The sequence below is a fragment of the Domibacillus sp. 8LH genome (assembly GCF_038806185.1).
Lineage (GTDB): Bacteria > Bacillota > Bacilli > Bacillales > Domibacillaceae > Domibacillus > Domibacillus indicus_A.
Map to the genome: position 1 here is coordinate 88,711 of NZ_JAVJNG010000007.1, position 16,030 is coordinate 104,740.

Below are 16,030 nucleotides of genomic sequence, written 5' to 3' on the forward strand. Positions count from 1 at the left end.
AGTTGAAGTTTGGCAAAAGGGGCGCAAAAACATGAAAAAAGGGTTATTCGTTTGCTTGTACGGTGTTTTATTTACCGCTTCTGTTTATCTTTACAGCCACGTTTATTCCCGGCCAGCCGTTGAAGATGCAGGGCGTCTCCTGCCTGCGCAGGTGAAAACAATTGAACGGGCGGATGGTGAACAAACGTTGAAGAAAATTGTACAGGAAGCAAACCGTACAGGGACTCAGCTGACGATTGCAGGAATGCAGCACAGCCAGGGCGGACAGACCTACTATCCGGGAGCTGTTATGATTGATATGAAGCCTTTTAATAACGTTATTGACTTTGATCCGGAGGAAAAATGGATTACTGTTCAAAGCGGAGCGACATGGGATGATATCCAGCGGTACATCAATCCTTACGGCCTTTCCGTAAAAGTGATGCAGTCCCAAAACATTTTTACAGTTGGCGGCTCATTAAGCGTGAATGTACATGGGCGGGATATTCGGAACGAGGCCCTTATCACGACAGTAAAATCATTTCGGCTGTTAAAGCCGGACGGCACCATTATCCGCGTCAGCAGAGAGGAAAACGCTGAATGGTTTCCTTACGTGATTGGCGGCTACGGCTTATTTGGCATTATTTTAGATGTTACGCTTTCTTTGACGGAAGATGAACTGTATCAAAAAAGAACGAGAGAACTTGATTATCGAGACTACACCCGCTATTTTGGGCAGCAGGTGAAAGGAAATGAAGCGGTAAAAATGCATTTGGCACGTATTTCGGTCGCCCCTTCTTCTTTTCTGCGCAGCATGTATGTAACAGATTACATAAAAGCCCAAAATCAGGACATGCTGACAGGCTATAACGAGTTGAAGGAAGAGCGGATTGTGGCGCTGCCAAAGCTTTTCCTCGGCTTGTCCCGTTACAGTGAATGGGGAAAAGAAACGTTTTGGGATACTCAAAAGCAGTATATGCTTCAAGAAGATGGCTCACTTGAATCGAGAAATAACGTTATGCGTTCGGAAACGGATTTTATGGACTATGAAAGTGGCGAGAGAACCGAAGTGCTGCAGGAGTACTTTATTCCAATAGATGAATTTGCTTCTTATATCGATGATATGCGGAACCTTCTTGAAAAAAAAGACGAGTTTAACCTTTTGAACATTACCATTCGCTACGTGGAAAAAAATGATCAGGCTGTTCTGTCTTATGCAAAGGAGGACATGTTCGCACTTGTACTTTTAATCAATCAAGGAAAGTCAAAACAGGAAGTGGAGCAATCAAAAGCGGTAATACAGGCAATGATTGATATCACCTTGAACCACCGAGGCAGCTATTATCTGCCCTATTACTCCTTTCCAACGAAGGAACAGCTGAGGAAAGCGTATCCGCTTGCTCCTGCTTTTTTTAAGAAAAAGCAGGAGATGGACCCAAAGAAGCGGTTTACAAACTATTTTTATGAGGAGTACCAACAATGAATTATCGTCGGTTTGTCACGTCTCAAAGTCTCGTTTTAATGGCAGGGAGCATGATTTTTCCATTTTATGTTCTGCTGCTGAGGAATGTGGGGGACAGCTACTCACAGTTTGGCTGGGCGTACGGCCTTTTTGCGTTAACGTCTGCCCTCGCTTATCCGGTGATTGGAAAAGCGGCAGACCGATTAGGAGACCGGGTCCTGCTCATTTTTTATTCAATGGCCATGGCTGTGCTGCTGCTGTTTTTCCCGCTTGCCACAAGCGTATGGCAGGTATATGGGCTTCAAGTGTGCATGGGGGTGCTGGGTGCTGTGCAAAAAAACACTGAAAAAGCGGCCTTGGCCCGGCATGCAGACCAAGGTCAGGCCGGCGCCGATATAGGCCGCTATCACTTCTGGACTTCCATTGCCGCAGCCGCGGCGGTCATCTTTACCGGTTACCTCGTTGATTTTTTAACGATTGCAACCATTTTCTATCTGGCATCTCTTATGTACGTTATGAGCGGATTCATCATATGGAAAGAGCCGAAAACCGGCTGATGACATCAAACCTTTCTTGCTTATAGGTACAATGCCGCTGCCAGAACAAGCAGATGAAAGATTTGGTCTACAATAATCCCAAGCCAGCCCGATTCCGGTCCCCGGACTTTCATAATCGTCCGCAGCCACCAGGCAACGAGGGTCCGGCGGTCAATGATTACATGAGTGAAGAAAATAAAAGCGATAGCCAGCCGAGAGAGGCCGCCAAACGTCAGCCAGGAAAACAGGGAAACAATGAATGTGTATAAGAAGCAATGAGCAAGCAGTGGTGCCCATCGGGATGCTTTGTACTGGGCCATCCAGCTCGTTTGAAACAAATAATCACCTATTAAATGTGCCAGTAAAAGCAGATTAAACGGCTCCATTCCTTTACCTCACCCAACAAAATAGATTTCTATACTCTGGTAGAAAATATGATATATTTAAAAAAGTGATACTATAGATTTAGGTAATAAGAACCTTTTGTAAAGTGATTTTTTTAAAAAAGGGTGGAACGGTTCAGCAGGAGCTTTCAGCTGAAGCGATGCTTGAGATTATTTTTGACTATGCCGCAAAAATTTCTGGAGAAAATGATTTGGACACGCTGCTTGTTTTAATGGCTGAAATGGGCGTCGTCATTAAAGGCGGATTGTTTATAGGGCCGACGATCGCGGTTAATGCGAACGGCTTACTTGATTATTTTGGCCATACTGTAAATATGGCTGCACGTATTCAGCAGCAAAGCGAAGGCGGCGATATTATAGTCAGTGCCCAGGAATGGGAACGGGAATCGTTTGCCGGGATCGCGAAGGAATTTTCATTCAGTGCGAAAAGCACGCTTAAGAAATGATCTGGCATTCAAGACAAAGTGCAAATTGTGCAGCTCACGCCTATACCAGGGGCTGGTACAAGTGCGGTTTTTCAAAGCCGGATGATGGAGGGCTGATTATGGATATCAAATTAAAAGATTACATCAGCATTTTTATTCACCAAACAGATTTAAAAATCACAAACTGTGTAAAAGAACGCCTCGCCCCATTTCAGCTCGCCCCGGAGCAAAATTTAATTATGATGCTGCTTTGGGAGCGGGACGGACGGACTCAGCAGGAGTTGTCCGAGCAGCTTGAAAAGGACAAAACAAATATTACCCGCATGGTATCAAGCCTTGAGCAAAAAGGGTTTATTAAACGGGTTACCGAAGCCGGCGACCGGCGTTCCGTACGGATTTTTCTTACTGAAACCGGCACAGCTCTTCAAGATGACGTGATACCGGTTGTTGAATCCTTTCATCGTGCTGTTACAGAAGGCATTACAGCAAAAGAGCTGGAGGAAGTACGCAGAATTTTAACAAAAATGCGGACCAATATGGAATAAAAAGTCCGCACCAAATAGTTGCTATAGCAACTAAATGTGTGGTACAATCCTTTTAGTGATGAAAAGTAACAAAATAACTGGAGGAAACAAAAATGACAAACGTTTTATTTGTAAAAGCCAATTCACGCCCAGCGGACCAAGCGGTCAGCGTGCAGCTATATAATGCATTTCTAGAGGCGTACCGCGCTGAGCACCCGGCGGATACGATCACAGAATTAGATCTTTTTGCAGAAAACCTTCCGTACTACGATAACGATAAAATTAACGGCATGTTCAAATTAGCCCGTGGAATGGAATTAACGGAAGGCGAAAAAGCGGCAGCAGATCTTGTTACAAAATACTTGAATCAATTTTTGGAAGCAGACAAAGTAGTTTTCGCTTTCCCTCTTTGGAACTTCACGATTCCAGCTGTTCTTCACACATACCTTGATTACCTTGGCCAGGCGGGGCAGACGTTTAAATATACGGCAGAAGGCCCAGTCGGTCTTTTACAGGATAAAAAGGCGATGCTTTTGAATGCGCGCGGCGGTGTTTATTCAGAAGGACCAATGGCAGACCTTGAAATGTCGGCAAAATATGTACAAACCATTATGGCTTTCTGGGGCGTAGAAGATGTAAAGACCATTGTCATTGAAGGGCATAATCAATTCCCGGACCGTTCAGCAGAAATCATTGCAGACGGTATTAAGCTCGCAGCAGAAGCGGCGCGGACATTTTAATTCATGAAGCTGTTCCTGCCAAAGGAACAGCTAAGACTGACGACAAAGTCGTCAGTCTTTTTTTATGAAAGTTTTCAAAGCCGAAACGAGCAGAAGACTTTTCGGGAAACATCGCTTCTTAAAAAGAGCCGATAGGGGAAGACGGCCGGGCTGAGCGTACCTTAGGGCATTGCGGGAGCCTGCTCGGTGCACAAGCCTATGGGTAAAATGATTTTCCGTAAAAAGGAAATGAAAACATTTTCTTTTTTTGAATCGCTTGCTTATTTTTTGAAAAGCTGTTATGATAAATAAGAATTATTTTTGTTCGAGAGGTACAAGTGCTGTAAAAGCTTATTGTCTTGATATTGCTTTGAGCAGGAATAGTATTATTTTGTGCAGATGCACAACGGGAGGCAACATAACATGGAACAAGGTAAAGTAAAATGGTTTAACGCAGAAAAAGGTTTCGGCTTCATCGAGCGCGAAGCTGGAGACGACGTATTCGTTCATTTCTCAGCAATTCAAGGCGAAGGCTACAAAACTCTTGACGAAGGTCAAGAAGTAACATTCGAAGTTGAACAAGGACAACGTGGTCCTCAAGCAACTAACGTACAAAAAGCATAATTTTATATAACATCGTAAAAAGGCGGTCTCTTTGAGGCTGCCTTTTTTGTTTGCTCGCTTGAGCGAAAGTTTTTGTTCCATGACGAGCAAAAGAAGCGTTCCATAAAAAAAGCCTGCCGAATAAACGGATCAGGCTTAGTTATTAAAAAAGTTTTCCGTGAAGTAAGGCTGGTTTTCGCCGTTTAGCGCAACTCCTACTCCTAAGTAGTAGAAATCACCATTTAAAATATTTTTTCGATGGCCGGAGGAGTTCATTAAGCCCTCGTGAGCAAAAATACTGTTGAATTGCCCATAAGCAAGGTTTTCACCGGCAGTTGTAAAGTGAATGCGGTCTTCTTCCATCCGGTCAAATGGTGACTGGCCTTCAAGGTTTGTATGATCAAAATACACGTGCTGGGCCATATCCCGGCTGTGCTCCCGTGCGGTGCCACTGACCGGATCATCCCATGTGAGTACCGGCAATCCGTGCACAACCCGGGCGGCGTTCGTCACATCAAACAGCTGGTATTCAAACCCTTTGCGCAGTGCCGCACTGTTTTCACCATACATGCCCTTTTTTTCTGCTTCTAGATCTTCAGCTAAAATAAGAATGGCTGTAACGGTATCCTGTTCGTGTACATCATAAAAAATGGTTACGTAGCTGTCATCCATATGGTAGTAATCATGTTCGTTTGTTTCATTTAAAATATAATACGTCAGCCCTTTACGCATTTTATCCATTGGTTCGCCAAGCTTTTCACGGACGTTTTTCTGAGGTGTATTCAAGGCAATACCGTTTTTCGAGGAAATCAAGTTGTGGTTCGTATAAAGCCCGTTCACGCGGTTTTCTTCGTCATAGGACACCATCAAAAAGTTTTGATAATTTTCGTGATAAGCATACCATTCGGTTCCATACTCATTTTGAGAATGGCGTTTCGGTGCCCCGACTTCCTGCTCCACCTTTGAACGGCTGTTCCCAATTTGAATATTGTAAACGGAAAACGTCTGGGATTCTGGAGCAGCCAGCGCCGGTTGTTCAGCCTTCTCTACAGTTTCTGGCGCTATGCCCACGAGGCTTTTTACTTCACTTGTCACTCTATCTACAGTACCAGTTACAGCAGAACTTTCTCTTACGTCTTCCAGCTCGTCGCTGATCACGTCCATAAAAGCCAAATTCATATACGGCTCAGCATATTCTTCCCACAGCGGCCGTGTATTAAAAGCCACAACAAGCAGCAACACAACAGATAATAATTTTTTCAATCATTCACACTCCGTTCTTTCTTTATTTTAACGGAAATATGCTTATTTTTCACGCAAAGCGGCAGCAGCTGAGCAGGAAGAGCGTGTGGCCTAAAACGAACCCGGCTTCTTTTAAGCAGTTTAATAGATGGATTCGCACCTTTGATACCGACAAGATACATTCAAAAAAAACCATAAGACAGAAAATAAATTAATTTTTATTGATATAGTTTTTCCACTGGAAGAATCATTATACATAACGGGCAAAAATCATCAGAAGAAAGAGATATAGATTTACATGTGAATAAATTCACATAATTTTTTAAGTTTTTTATGCAGAAAAATCAGATTGAAAGCGCTATGATAGAGAAAGGAAGTTTTTTATTTTAATGGAGGTACAACAAGCATGGCATACAATAAGTTAATTCGTACGTTAATGATCGAAATTCCATCCGTTCCGGGCAGTCTTGGAAAAGTAGCAACGGCTATCGGGCTGCGTGGCGGTGATATCGGGGAAGTAGAAACGATTAAAGTAGGCCCGGCTTACACGCAGCGGAACATCACCGTGCAGATTGAACAGGAAGATCAGCTTGCAGGCATTATTGAAAGCATCAACGAACTGGAAGGATTTCGCGTGCAGGCGGTATCGGACGAGGTGCTTCGTGCCCACGAAGGCGGCAAAGTACAGATGAAAAGCCGGGTGCCAATCCAGACACTCGCAGACTTGAGCCGCGTGTACACACCAGGGGTTGCGGATGTGTGCAAAGTGATTCAGGCAGAGCCGGAAAAAGCAAAAATCTATACAAACATCGGCAACAGTGTAGCTGTTGTCACAGACGGAACGGCTATTTTAGGATTGGGTGATATCGGCCCGGTTGCCGGCATGCCGGTGATGGAGGGGAAAGCGGCGCTGTTTGATCAATTAGTGGATATTAACGCGATTCCGATTCTGCTCGATACGAAAAACCCAGATGAAATTGTGGAGACGGTTAAGCATATCGCACCCGGCTTCAGCGGCATCCTGCTGGAAGATATCGGCTCACCGCACTGCTTTGAAGTAGAAGAGCGGCTGAAAGCAGAACTCGATATTCCGGTTATGCATGATGACCAGCACGGCACAGCGGTTGTGACACTGGCAGCTGTCATCTCTGCCTGCAAAAGTGCCGGCGTAGACTTGAAAGAAGCCACAGTCGGCCAGATCGGGCTCGGTGCAGCCGGTCTTGCGATCTGCCGCATGCTGATGGCGTACGGCGTAAAATCGGTGTACGGTGCAGACCTGTCAGAAGAAGCGAAGCAGCGGCTCGAGCAGTATGGCGGCACACCGGTTAACGACCTTGGCGAACTCATGGGCCAGTGCGACATTGTCATTGCGACAACAGGTGTGCAGGGGCTGATTAAAAAAGAATGGGTGCAGCAGGGGCAGATTATTCTGGCACTTTCAAACCCGAATCCGGAAATTGCGCCGACAGAAGCGCTTGAAGCTGGAGCGGCTTACGCGGCAGACGGACGCTCTGTCAACAACGTACTAGGGTTCCCGGGTATTTTCAGAGGCGTATTGAATGCAAGAGCAAATGATGTCACGCACCCGATGCTCGTAGCAGCGGCGGAAGCCATCGCATCCTGCACAAAACCAGGCGATCTTGTTCCGCATCCACTAGATCGGACTGTTCATGAACGCGTAGCAGCAGTGGTGGAACAAGCAGCAGCTGCGGAGAAAATTGCGGTGAAATAACCAGTAATGGACAAGGTAAACGAAATCAAGTATGATATGACTATACAATCGAACGAAAACTCCTAAAGGGGAGTAGCTTTAGCGGATTGGTCGTCATTTCAGAGTCTTGACTCTCGGCTTTTCCGGCAGCATAAGCTGTTAGCGAGACCTTTACCCAGCCGGTAAAGGTCTCTTTTTATGAAAAAAAACCTTTACTGGCATCGGTAAGGGTTTTTTTCTATTTTATTTGTCTATACTAATTCCAAACAAAAGGGTGGAGGAACATGATTATGATGCTGCGAAAATATATGTCACTGCTGGGGATTGGCTCAGCTCAAATTGACCTCGTTCTGCCGAAGCAGACGTACAGACCTGGAGAACAAATTGAAGCCTACTTTTTAATTCAAGGAGGAACAATTGAACAGCGGATCAACCGGATCGATTGTGATTTGATGCTGGAAAACCATGCGGATGAAACAAGCAAAACGATTGAAAGCCGCACGATTCTATCCAGCCGCACCATTGCTGCGGAAGAATTAAACAAAGTGCCATTTACATTCCGGCTGCCAGAAGTCCTGCCGGTTCCAGGCCGTGATGAATCCTATCGATTTAAAACGAAGCTGACATTTGATCAAGGCGCAGAAAGCGTCGATCAGGATTGGATCAAAATTGTCGTGTAAAGCAGCGCGTCCAACTAGGCGCGCTGTTTTACATGATCCCGGCTTTCTGACCACGGAAGTGAATCTTTGAAAAACAGCATGCATTCCGCCAGAAGAAGCAGGATAAGAACGGGAATGCCGGATTGGGCGATCATCTGCTGTACCATCACAAACGGGGCAGGTGCATGGGTAAAATCGATATGTATAGTAAACATGTAAAATGTGCCGAATGTAAAATTACGTGCCCATTGGGAAACATGGTAGCGGCCAATCGCTTCATGAAGAGAATAAGCTTGAAGACGGGCAGCCATACGCCATAACTCAATGCTTTCAATAATGAAAAATAATAAAGCCGCCCATATCCACATCACAAGTATAACTTCACGTGTAAAAGCTCCTGAAACAATCGCTGCTATACCTGAAATAGACATGGCCCCGTGTATGATACAATTCGTATTTTTCCAGCCATCGAGAATATCCCCCCGTCGAAAACGCTGAAAGCGGATTATAACAAGAACGAGATTTAAAAAATAAAGGAACAATCCGCCGGCAATCACAAATCGGCTGAGTAACTGCAAAACCGGTGTTTGAAACAGAGTATTAAATAGTATCACAAGTGATTGTGTACTCACTGTCGATAAAAAAACGATGCCGTGAATCCGTGTATAATACTTAGCGGAAAGGATCACCTTGTAACTTTTCAGACAGAGCACCATATAAAACGTCCAAAGTCCTGTATTCAAAAGGGCAACAGTGAAAATAACCGGCTGTAAAAAAGGGAATTGATGAAATAAAACAAGGCATAAAATCGATGTAGCGGCTACCCATGTGCCAACGGCAAAGCTCTGGACAGGATGGGTTAAATACCGCTTTCGAAAAACGCCTCTCAGTGCTGCTTTCATAAAGGAAAAAATTAAAAACAGCCAAATAAAAAAAAGCACTGCATCAATCAAATAGGAAGGCAGTACGAGCGGAATATGAAGCTGGGGGAAAACCCCGATTGAGAAAATGCCAATGGCCATAATCATCGCACCATAGGACGCATCTATACGAGTTCCCCGAAACAAGGGAGATTTAATAATTAAAAGAAGCAAAAATAAAAGCAGTCCAAAGAACAACCGATACATAACAACAGTCTCCTTTTTTCCTTTTTCGATCTGTTTACTAGGTTTTTAGGGAAACAAGTACCAAAAATACTTGTTTAATCATAGCAACGGAAAAAAAGAGTGTCAATACTTGATTCGAAAGGAAGTAAGAGACTCTGGCGGCACACGTTCCTCTTCAATATGATGAACTTTTGCAAAGTGGTTTCCTTTTTTTAAATCTGCCATAAAGGCGTCCAGCTCTGCCGGGGAACCCTCTGCATGAACAGCGACTGTGCCATTATCAAGGTTTTTCACCCAGCCGGAAACACCATGATCGGCAGCAGTCATTTGGGCAAAATAGCGAAAACCAACTCCCTGTACTTTTCCAGAAACCGTTAAATGACGAGCTTGCTTCATATAAATCCTCCTTTTTGCACGTTCATTTATCCAATAAAAACCCTATTCAAAAACAATGATGTTCTGTTACTTTGGCGATTATTATAATAGCCGCTTTGGGCAAACAGGTAAACAAACCGCGAGACAGCAAGCAAGTAAAACCGTTTGTCAGCATATCCCTTTATTTCTTTTGCACGCAAGGAGTGCGGCTGGTTGGATAGAAGATGATAAGGCGGCAGGGGGCTTCCCTATAGGCCCTTTTTAAAAAGTGATGCTTCCTGAAAAGCCGCTTGCCCGCTTTCTAACTTTGTCTACACTTCGAGACAGGTATAACCTGTCTCTTTTCTTTGTTTCTGGAGGTTTGAACCGTTTTTCTTCGATTATTGAAACAAAAACCTTTATACTAGTACTAATAACTGGAACAAAGAGGGGTATGAGTGATGAACGGACAAAACAGGAGTGAGATTAAACCCGGCTTGAAGGTCAACGTCATTTTAAAGAAGGACCAGCGGACGGGCACTAAAACAAGCGGTACGGTCAAAGACATTTTAACAAAATCCAGTTTTCATCCGCACGGCATTAAAGTCCGTCTTGAAGATGGGCAAGTTGGACGAGTGTGTGATATTTTATGAGCTATATTGTTCATTCCATTGTCAATGTGCCGCCGGATAAGATTGAGGAAACCATTTCTATTTATCAAAACCGGTCCAAGCTTGTGGACGAGTATGAAGGCTTCGTATCTTTCGGGCTGCTTCAAAATGAAAAGCGCCCATCTGAATTAACCGTTCAGCTCGTCTGGGAATCAAAAGAGGCTTATATGAAATGGGTAACAAGCGAAGCTTTTCAAAAAGTGCACGATCTAGAAAAGAATTACCCGGATCAGGAGCTTGCCTCGATCGTCCCAAAAGTGCAAAAGTATCGTGTGGTGGCTACATGAATCAAAGCCGGATTGACCAGTGTATTGATGTAATTATGAATGGAATGTACCGTGATTATCCGGAGCTTGAGGAACGATTTGGTGAGTATGGGAAAGTGAAATGCCGCGAAGACAATCATCACCATTTTCACCATTTAAAAACGGCTTTTACGCTTCAAAATGGACAGTTTTTCATTGACTATGCCTATTGGCTGACGAATCTGCTCGTTTCACGTGGAATGAAAGCGGCGCATGTGATCGATAATTTTGAACGAATCTATCATGTTTTGGAAGAGGAGCGTTCAGACGAGGCGGTATTTTACCGCACGGTGTTGACAGAGGCGATAGCCGATATTGAAAGAAGGGAAGCGAAATGAACACAGAAGCAGCGAAACTAGCCCATCTGCTGCTTGATGGCGATGTGGATGCAAGCTTTGCTTTTTTATGTGATCTTCGCGAAAAAGGGTGGACGTCGGTCGATATTTACCAGTCTATCGTCGGTGGGGCGATGCAGCATATCGGGTTTCTGTGGGAACAGGATGATATCTCCGTGGCAGATGAACATTTAGCAACGGCTACGTGTGATTTTATGATTTCCCGTTTTCATGCACAAGCGAAACGAAAAACGTCCAGCCGTAAAGTGATGTTTTTATGTGTAGAAGAAGAGCAGCACACGCTCGGCATGCGGATGGCATCGCTGCTGTTTGAAGAAAACGGCTGGAGAACGCGGATGATGGGGGCGAATTTACCACTTGAACACGCCGTTTCTGCTGCAGAAAAGTGGAAGCCGGACGTGATTTGTTTATCCGTCACGATTCTGTATCATGTACCGGTCTTGAAATCGTATGCAGAAGCATTGGAGTCCTTGCCGTTCCGCCCGAAAATCATTGTGGGAAGCCGTCTTTTATCCATGTATGATTTATCACCTTATTGCACGCCGAACACGCTTTTTATAACGGATTATAAAAAGTTAACTGACTGGATGAATGATCAAAGCGAGGGGAAAGCAAGTGGGGCATCTTAAGTCTATGCCGCTGCCGACTTTTCGAGTAGATCGAAAGCTGAATGTTCTTGAATGTTCCGACTCGGCACAACGCCGATTCGGAAACCAGCGGAATTTGGAATCGATCGTAGATGAAGGAAGCCAGCGGAAATTAGCAAAACTGCAAGAACAATCAACAACCATTGAACTGGCTCTGTTAACTGTTGGGTTAAAGCCCGAAGCTTTTTCAGTGTCCGTTCAATGGGACGAGCATGAAGGGTATCTGCAGTGTGTCGGGCTTGACCGCCGGCTCGCCCGTTTGGAGAAAATGGTACACCAGCAGCAGATGAGGCTTGCCGAAGCCGATTTTCAGCTTCTTGAAAAAAAAGAAGAAGCCGAAGCCGCGCTCATTAAAATGAAGGAGCGCTCTGCTCCGCTCATTGCGCTGAGCAGCACGACGGCACTCATTCCAATGTTTGGCGATCTGGACTCCGCCCTGATGGAGCACACAAAAGATGTATTATCACAACGCTTTTACGACGGGAATTATGAATACCTGTACATCGATTTTACAGCAGTGGATTTGATTACACTGTCCGGTATTGAGCAGTTTAACCAGCTCGTTGACATTCTGCTCTTACTTGATGCGAACATTCGAATTGTAGGGGTGAAACCTGTCCACGCGCCGTTTTTAAAAAACCATCGGCACAGCGGTCTTGTTTATGCCAGCTCCATTGAAATAGAAAGCGAAAGCCTGTCGGAGAAATAAGGCTTTCGCTTTTTTCGTGCATTATTCTTTCCAAAATGGCTCCTGAACTTTTTTCAAGGTTTGCACGCTATGATCAAATAACTCTTTTTCACGTTCACTAAGTGGAATCTCCACTACATCCCGGACACCATAGCGGTTAATGACAGCCGGTACGCCGATATAAACATCATGATGGCCAAACTCTCCTTCGAGAAGAGCAGAGACAGTCAGCACGACGTCCTGATTTTGCAGGATTGCCCGGGAAATACGAGTAAGCCCCATTGCAATTCCGTAGTAAGTAGAGCCTTTTGCTTCAATAATTTCATACGCCGCATCCCGAACCTGTACGGCAATTTCCTTCATTTTTTCTTCCGGGTTTTCATGCTCATCCCGCGCAAGGTAATCCTTCAGTGGAATCCCGGCAATGTTGGCGCTGCTCCAAACTGCTACTTCGGTATCACCATGCTCGCCAATAATAGATGCATGGACGCTGTGCGGTGCAACACCAAAGTTTTCGCCAAGCAGGTAACGGAAGCGGGCCGTATCTAAGATTGTGCCAGAGCCGATGACACGCTCTTTTGGCAGGCCGGAAAATTTCCACGTCGCATACGTTAAAATATCCACTGGATTTGTAGCAATCAGAAAAATGCCATCAAAGCCGGAAGCCATTACTTCACCAACAATATTTTTAAAAATCGCCATGTTTTTTTCAACCAGTTCAAGGCGTGTTTCACCGGGCTTCTGGTTAGCGCCTGCGCAGATCACGACGAGAGCTGCGTCCACGCAGTCTGTATATTTACCAAAGCTTACTTTTGTAGAAGTAGGAGCATAAAGGACGCCGTGATTTAAATCCATTACATCGCCCATTGATTTTTGTTCATTTAAATCAATTAAGACAAGCTCATCGCATACACCCTGGTTTAACATGGAAAACGCATAGCTTGATCCCACTGCACCTGTACCAATAAGAACGACTTTGTTGCCTCTGATTTCGATCATCCTAAAACACTCCTCTATTTGATAAGTAAGGGATTTGAGCTGTTAATGTGAATTTATTCACAAACTTATTATAAAACGCCGAAATTCAAATTTCAATCCCATTTTTTAAAGATTGTAACAGTACGCATTTACATTTAGACACACTTTTTACATCATTCCCCCAGTTAAGGGTAAATAAAACAATGAAAAAGACATGGGGGAATAGATACAAGCAAGTTAAATAAAAAGAAACGATTTCCGTTCGAAATCCTCTTTCTCTTTTAATGAGAACTTGTAATCTATGGAATTCCATATAAATAATGAGAATAATGCCTCTTTTCAGAAAAACCAAGACTATTTTAAAATAATAGTAATTTTCAGAAGGAGGTTCGCAAGATGAAGAAACTTGTTTTAAAGCTGACAATAGCCGCTGCTATCACAGCCGGTACATTTAGTTTTCAAGCTGCAGCAGTCCAGGTGGAACCTGTTTATGCGCAGCAGCCGGTAAATGTTTTGGATCATAAGATTGTTCAACATTTTAACGTGGAAAATGTGTATCAAAACATTGATTATTTATCGAAAGAACCTCGTATTGCTGGAACAGAATCAGAAGAAAAAGCAGTTCAATACATTCAATCCCAATTTCAATCCTACGGTTATGAAACAGAGATTCAGCCTTTTACGTTTTTAAGTTACACGGAGCCAGAATCTATTTTTCTCTCCATCGAAGGCTCTGATGAAACATTTACACCATCTGCTTTTACATACACAGTGAGCGGCAGCATCACAGGAGAGCTGGCGGTGGCCGGTCTTGGTAAAAAAGAAGAGCTTGCGGACTTGAGTTTGACGGGGAAAATCGCTCTTATTCAGCGCGGAGAAATTAGTTTTGCCGAAAAAGTGCTTAATGCAGCTGAAAAAGGCGCTGCCGGCGTGATTATCTATAACAACACGGATGGTGCCCTAAATGGAACATTAGGAGAAGCGAATGACGCATACGTTCCGGCTGTTTCTTTAACAAAAGCCGAAGGAGAAGCGCTTGCTGCGAAAGCAGCAGCGGAAACACTGACGGCTTCCCTGACCGTTGAAGGAGCAAGCGTTGACGAAAAAACCTCGCATAATGTGATCGCGGTGAAAAAGCCAGCAAATCAAACCAAAGCAACGAATGACATTATCGTCGTTGGTGCTCACCATGATTCTGTACCGGGCGCTCCCGGTGCAAACGATGATGCGTCCGGGTCGGCCATGACGCTGGAGCTCGCTCGGTTGTTTAAAGATATTCCAACCGATACGGAGCTTCGCTTTATTACATTCGGAGCAGAAGAAGTTGGACTGGTTGGTTCTGAGTACTATGTAGAAGGGCTGCCGGAAGAAGAAGTTTCGCGCATAATTGCGAATTTTAATTTAGACATGGTCGGAAGCAGAGATGCCGGTGATTTGGTGATGATGACAGCAGATGGGGAACCCAATCTGGTAACTGAGCTGGCACAGGCATCGAGCACGCGCTTGAATGGAGAAGTAATCCCTTATCTTAAAGGCGGCCGCAGCGATCATGTTCCATTCGCGGAAGCGGGGGTTCCTGCTGCCCTGTTTATTCACGATCCAGCGGAGCCTTGGTACCATACACCGGATGATACAATTGATAAAATTAGTAAAGAAAAGCTTCAGGACGTGGGTGAAATTGTTGGAACGGCCATTTATGAAAAAGCCCGTTTTGATAATCAGGGGATCAAAGTGAAGAAAGCGAGCAAAGTAAAAGTTCCTCATTTATACTATAACGAAGACATTCAGTAAGACGTAAAGCAAAAAAGCCGGTGTTCCCGATTCGGAACACCGGTTTTTAGTATAGAATCAGTCGCCGTCGCCGCCGATAAAATCAAACAGTCCGGACAGTCCACCCTCACCCTTTGATCCGCCGTTTTGCGGCATTGCCGCAAAAACACGGCTGGCCAAGCGGCTGAATGGGAGAGACTGTACCCATACCGTCCCAGGTCCCCGAAGCGTCGCAAGGAACAAGCCTTCACCGCCAAACAGGGCTGTTTTTACGCCGCTAACTGCTTCGATGTTGTAATCAACATCACCAGTCATAGCGACCAGGCAGCCTGTATCCAAACGAATCAATTCGCCCGGAGCAAGGGTTTTTTCATAAATCGTTCCACCGGCATGAACAAACGCCATTCCGTCGCCTTCGAGCTTCTGCATAATAAAGCCTTCACCACCGAAAAAACCGGTGCCGAGCTTGCGCTGCAATTCAATGCCGACTGATACGCCTTTTGCTGCTGCCAGAAACGCATCTTTTTGGCAGATAATCTTGCCTTGATGTTCACTTAAATCCATGGGAACGATTTTCCCGGGATACGGTGAAGCGAATGAAACATGTTTTTTGCCGCTGCCTTCATTGGTAAAGGTCGTCATAAACAAGCTTTCGCCTGTCAGCATACGTTTCCCTGCGCCGAGCAGCTTGCCCATCAAGCCGCTGCCGCGGTTTGAGGAGCCATCGCCAAAAATGGTCTCCATTCGAATACCATCATCCATCATCATCAAACTGCCGGCTTCAGCGATAACCGTTTCCTGCGGATCAAGCTCCACTTGTACAAACTGCATATCATCGCCAAATAATTGAAAGTCAATTTCGTGATTGTTCATGATTTATCCTCCTTATGA

20 protein-coding genes are annotated in these 16,030 nt (G+C 44.7%); 14 read left to right on the plus strand and 6 right to left on the minus strand.

What is annotated here, in order from left to right:
• The first annotated feature begins 31 nt into the window (after positions 1-31).
• Positions 32-1,462 carry an FAD-binding protein gene (locus RG959_RS11305; protein WP_342797198.1) on the plus strand — a complete coding sequence of 477 codons (1,431 nt, stop codon included), beginning with the start codon at positions 32-34 and terminating at the stop codon, positions 1,460-1,462.
• Positions 1,459-1,998 carry an MFS transporter gene (locus RG959_RS11310; RefSeq protein WP_242235222.1) on the plus strand — a complete coding sequence of 180 codons (540 nt, stop codon included), beginning with the start codon at positions 1,459-1,461 and terminating at the stop codon, positions 1,996-1,998. The genes RG959_RS11305 and RG959_RS11310 overlap by 4 nt, the downstream gene beginning before the upstream one ends.
• Before the next feature lie 20 nt (positions 1,999-2,018).
• Here the strand turns inward: RG959_RS11310 and RG959_RS11315 are convergent, their stop codons facing one another.
• The gene (locus RG959_RS11315; protein ID WP_342797199.1) at positions 2,019-2,363 is read right to left on the minus strand and encodes a DUF3307 domain-containing protein; all 345 of its coding nucleotides are present in this window, start codon (positions 2,361-2,363) and stop codon (positions 2,019-2,021) included.
• Positions 2,364-2,467: 104 nt separating this feature from the next.
• Between RG959_RS11315 and RG959_RS11320 the strand changes: the two genes are divergently transcribed.
• The 4 genes from RG959_RS11320 to RG959_RS11335 all read left to right on the plus strand — a co-directional run bounded on the left by RG959_RS11320 (position 2,468) and on the right by RG959_RS11335 (position 4,673).
• Positions 2,468-2,827: an adenylate/guanylate cyclase domain-containing protein gene (locus RG959_RS11320; protein WP_342797200.1), complete on the plus strand. Its 360-nt coding sequence runs from the start codon at positions 2,468-2,470 to the stop codon at positions 2,825-2,827.
• Between the two features lie 98 nt (positions 2,828-2,925).
• Positions 2,926-3,351 (plus strand): MarR family winged helix-turn-helix transcriptional regulator, encoded by a 426-nt coding sequence (locus RG959_RS11325; RefSeq protein ID WP_309090678.1) that lies wholly within the window; start codon positions 2,926-2,928, stop codon positions 3,349-3,351.
• A gap of 92 nt (positions 3,352-3,443) precedes the next feature.
• Positions 3,444-4,070 (plus strand): FMN-dependent NADH-azoreductase, encoded by a 627-nt coding sequence (locus tag RG959_RS11330; RefSeq protein ID WP_342797201.1) that lies wholly within the window; start codon positions 3,444-3,446, stop codon positions 4,068-4,070.
• Positions 4,071-4,472: 402 nt separating this feature from the next.
• Positions 4,473-4,673 carry a cold-shock protein gene (locus RG959_RS11335; protein ID WP_050183275.1) on the plus strand — a complete coding sequence of 67 codons (201 nt, stop codon included), beginning with the start codon at positions 4,473-4,475 and terminating at the stop codon, positions 4,671-4,673.
• Positions 4,674-4,808: 135 nt separating this feature from the next.
• Here RG959_RS11335 and RG959_RS11340 read toward each other — a convergent pair whose 3' ends face one another.
• Positions 4,809-5,915: a CAP domain-containing protein gene (locus tag RG959_RS11340; protein ID WP_342797202.1), complete on the minus strand. Its 1,107-nt coding sequence runs from the start codon at positions 5,913-5,915 to the stop codon at positions 4,809-4,811.
• A 385-nt stretch (positions 5,916-6,300) separates the two neighbouring features.
• Here RG959_RS11340 and RG959_RS11345 point away from each other — a divergent pair, with 385 nt between their 5' ends.
• Both RG959_RS11345 and RG959_RS11350 read left to right on the plus strand, forming a co-directional pair.
• Positions 6,301-7,626 carry an NAD-dependent malic enzyme gene (locus tag RG959_RS11345; RefSeq protein WP_251272442.1) on the plus strand — a complete coding sequence of 442 codons (1,326 nt, stop codon included), beginning with the start codon at positions 6,301-6,303 and terminating at the stop codon, positions 7,624-7,626.
• Between the two features lie 269 nt (positions 7,627-7,895).
• Positions 7,896-8,285, plus strand: a complete 390-nt coding sequence (locus RG959_RS11350) for a sporulation protein (RefSeq protein ID WP_251272441.1) — start codon at positions 7,896-7,898, stop codon at positions 8,283-8,285.
• 14 nt (positions 8,286-8,299) lie between these two features.
• Here RG959_RS11350 and RG959_RS11355 read toward each other — a convergent pair whose 3' ends face one another.
• Positions 8,300-9,391 carry a TDT family transporter gene (locus RG959_RS11355; RefSeq protein ID WP_342797203.1) on the minus strand — a complete coding sequence of 364 codons (1,092 nt, stop codon included), beginning with the start codon at positions 9,389-9,391 and terminating at the stop codon, positions 8,300-8,302.
• Between the two features lie 102 nt (positions 9,392-9,493).
• On the minus strand, positions 9,494-9,766 hold the full coding sequence (locus RG959_RS11360) for an acylphosphatase (RefSeq protein WP_342797204.1): 273 nt from the start codon (positions 9,764-9,766) through the stop codon (positions 9,494-9,496).
• 419 nt (positions 9,767-10,185) lie between these two features.
• Between RG959_RS11360 and RG959_RS11365 the strand changes: the two genes are divergently transcribed.
• From RG959_RS11365 to RG959_RS11385, 5 genes are read left to right on the plus strand one after another with little or no spacing between them, the layout of a single operon-like run.
• A complete protein-coding gene (locus RG959_RS11365) occupies positions 10,186-10,377 on the plus strand; it encodes a YwbE family protein (protein WP_309090662.1) in 192 nt (63 codons plus the stop codon).
• Positions 10,374-10,682 carry an antibiotic biosynthesis monooxygenase family protein gene (locus tag RG959_RS11370; protein WP_342797205.1) on the plus strand — a complete coding sequence of 103 codons (309 nt, stop codon included), beginning with the start codon at positions 10,374-10,376 and terminating at the stop codon, positions 10,680-10,682. The genes RG959_RS11365 and RG959_RS11370 overlap by 4 nt, the downstream gene beginning before the upstream one ends.
• Positions 10,679-11,038, plus strand: a complete 360-nt coding sequence (locus RG959_RS11375) for a hypothetical protein (RefSeq protein WP_342797206.1) — start codon at positions 10,679-10,681, stop codon at positions 11,036-11,038. The genes RG959_RS11370 and RG959_RS11375 overlap by 4 nt, the downstream gene beginning before the upstream one ends.
• A complete protein-coding gene (locus RG959_RS11380; protein ID WP_342797207.1) occupies positions 11,035-11,685 on the plus strand; it encodes a cobalamin B12-binding domain-containing protein in 651 nt (216 codons plus the stop codon). The genes RG959_RS11375 and RG959_RS11380 overlap by 4 nt, the downstream gene beginning before the upstream one ends.
• Positions 11,672-12,412 (plus strand): STAS domain-containing protein, encoded by a 741-nt coding sequence (locus tag RG959_RS11385; protein ID WP_342797208.1) that lies wholly within the window; start codon positions 11,672-11,674, stop codon positions 12,410-12,412. The genes RG959_RS11380 and RG959_RS11385 overlap by 14 nt, the downstream gene beginning before the upstream one ends.
• A 21-nt stretch (positions 12,413-12,433) precedes the next feature.
• Here RG959_RS11385 and RG959_RS11390 read toward each other — a convergent pair whose 3' ends face one another.
• The gene (locus RG959_RS11390) at positions 12,434-13,390 is read right to left on the minus strand and encodes an L-lactate dehydrogenase (RefSeq protein ID WP_251272434.1); all 957 of its coding nucleotides are present in this window, start codon (positions 13,388-13,390) and stop codon (positions 12,434-12,436) included.
• 375 nt (positions 13,391-13,765) lie between these two features.
• Between RG959_RS11390 and RG959_RS11395 the strand changes: the two genes are divergently transcribed.
• The gene (locus tag RG959_RS11395; RefSeq protein ID WP_342797209.1) at positions 13,766-15,160 is read left to right on the plus strand and encodes a M28 family peptidase; all 1,395 of its coding nucleotides are present in this window, start codon (positions 13,766-13,768) and stop codon (positions 15,158-15,160) included.
• 57 nt (positions 15,161-15,217) lie between these two features.
• Here RG959_RS11395 and RG959_RS11400 read toward each other — a convergent pair whose 3' ends face one another.
• Positions 15,218-16,012: a TIGR00266 family protein gene (locus RG959_RS11400; protein WP_342797210.1), complete on the minus strand. Its 795-nt coding sequence runs from the start codon at positions 16,010-16,012 to the stop codon at positions 15,218-15,220.
• Positions 16,013-16,030: the final 18 nt, after the last annotated feature.

Bases quoted from the DNA above. Each gene is read 5' to 3' on its own strand.
- RG959_RS11365 (WP_309090662.1), top strand. From the start codon at position 10,186: ATGAACGGACAAAACAGGAGTGAGATTAAACCCGGCTTGAAGGTCAAC.
- RG959_RS11315 (WP_342797199.1), bottom strand. From the start codon at position 2,363: ATGGAGCCGTTTAATCTGCTTTTACTGGCACATTTAATAGGTGATTAT.
- RG959_RS11355 (WP_342797203.1), bottom strand. From the start codon at position 9,391: ATGTATCGGTTGTTCTTTGGACTGCTTTTATTTTTGCTTCTTTTAATT.
- RG959_RS11345 (WP_251272442.1), top strand. From the start codon at position 6,301: ATGGCATACAATAAGTTAATTCGTACGTTAATGATCGAAATTCCATCC.
- RG959_RS11335 (WP_050183275.1), top strand. From the start codon at position 4,473: ATGGAACAAGGTAAAGTAAAATGGTTTAACGCAGAAAAAGGTTTCGGC.
- RG959_RS11360 (WP_342797204.1), bottom strand. From the start codon at position 9,766: ATGAAGCAAGCTCGTCATTTAACGGTTTCTGGAAAAGTACAGGGAGTT.
- RG959_RS11375 (WP_342797206.1), top strand. From the start codon at position 10,679: ATGAATCAAAGCCGGATTGACCAGTGTATTGATGTAATTATGAATGGA.
- RG959_RS11370 (WP_342797205.1), top strand. From the start codon at position 10,374: ATGAGCTATATTGTTCATTCCATTGTCAATGTGCCGCCGGATAAGATT.
- RG959_RS11390 (WP_251272434.1), bottom strand. From the start codon at position 13,390: ATGATCGAAATCAGAGGCAACAAAGTCGTTCTTATTGGTACAGGTGCA.
- RG959_RS11350 (WP_251272441.1), top strand. From the start codon at position 7,896: ATGATGCTGCGAAAATATATGTCACTGCTGGGGATTGGCTCAGCTCAA.
- RG959_RS11330 (WP_342797201.1), top strand. From the start codon at position 3,444: ATGACAAACGTTTTATTTGTAAAAGCCAATTCACGCCCAGCGGACCAA.
- RG959_RS11395 (WP_342797209.1), top strand. From the start codon at position 13,766: ATGAAGAAACTTGTTTTAAAGCTGACAATAGCCGCTGCTATCACAGCC.
- RG959_RS11325 (WP_309090678.1), top strand. From the start codon at position 2,926: ATGGATATCAAATTAAAAGATTACATCAGCATTTTTATTCACCAAACA.
- RG959_RS11305 (WP_342797198.1), top strand. From the start codon at position 32: ATGAAAAAAGGGTTATTCGTTTGCTTGTACGGTGTTTTATTTACCGCT.
- RG959_RS11380 (WP_342797207.1), top strand. From the start codon at position 11,035: ATGAACACAGAAGCAGCGAAACTAGCCCATCTGCTGCTTGATGGCGAT.
- RG959_RS11310 (WP_242235222.1), top strand. From the start codon at position 1,459: ATGAATTATCGTCGGTTTGTCACGTCTCAAAGTCTCGTTTTAATGGCA.
- RG959_RS11400 (WP_342797210.1), bottom strand. From the start codon at position 16,012: ATGAACAATCACGAAATTGACTTTCAATTATTTGGCGATGATATGCAG.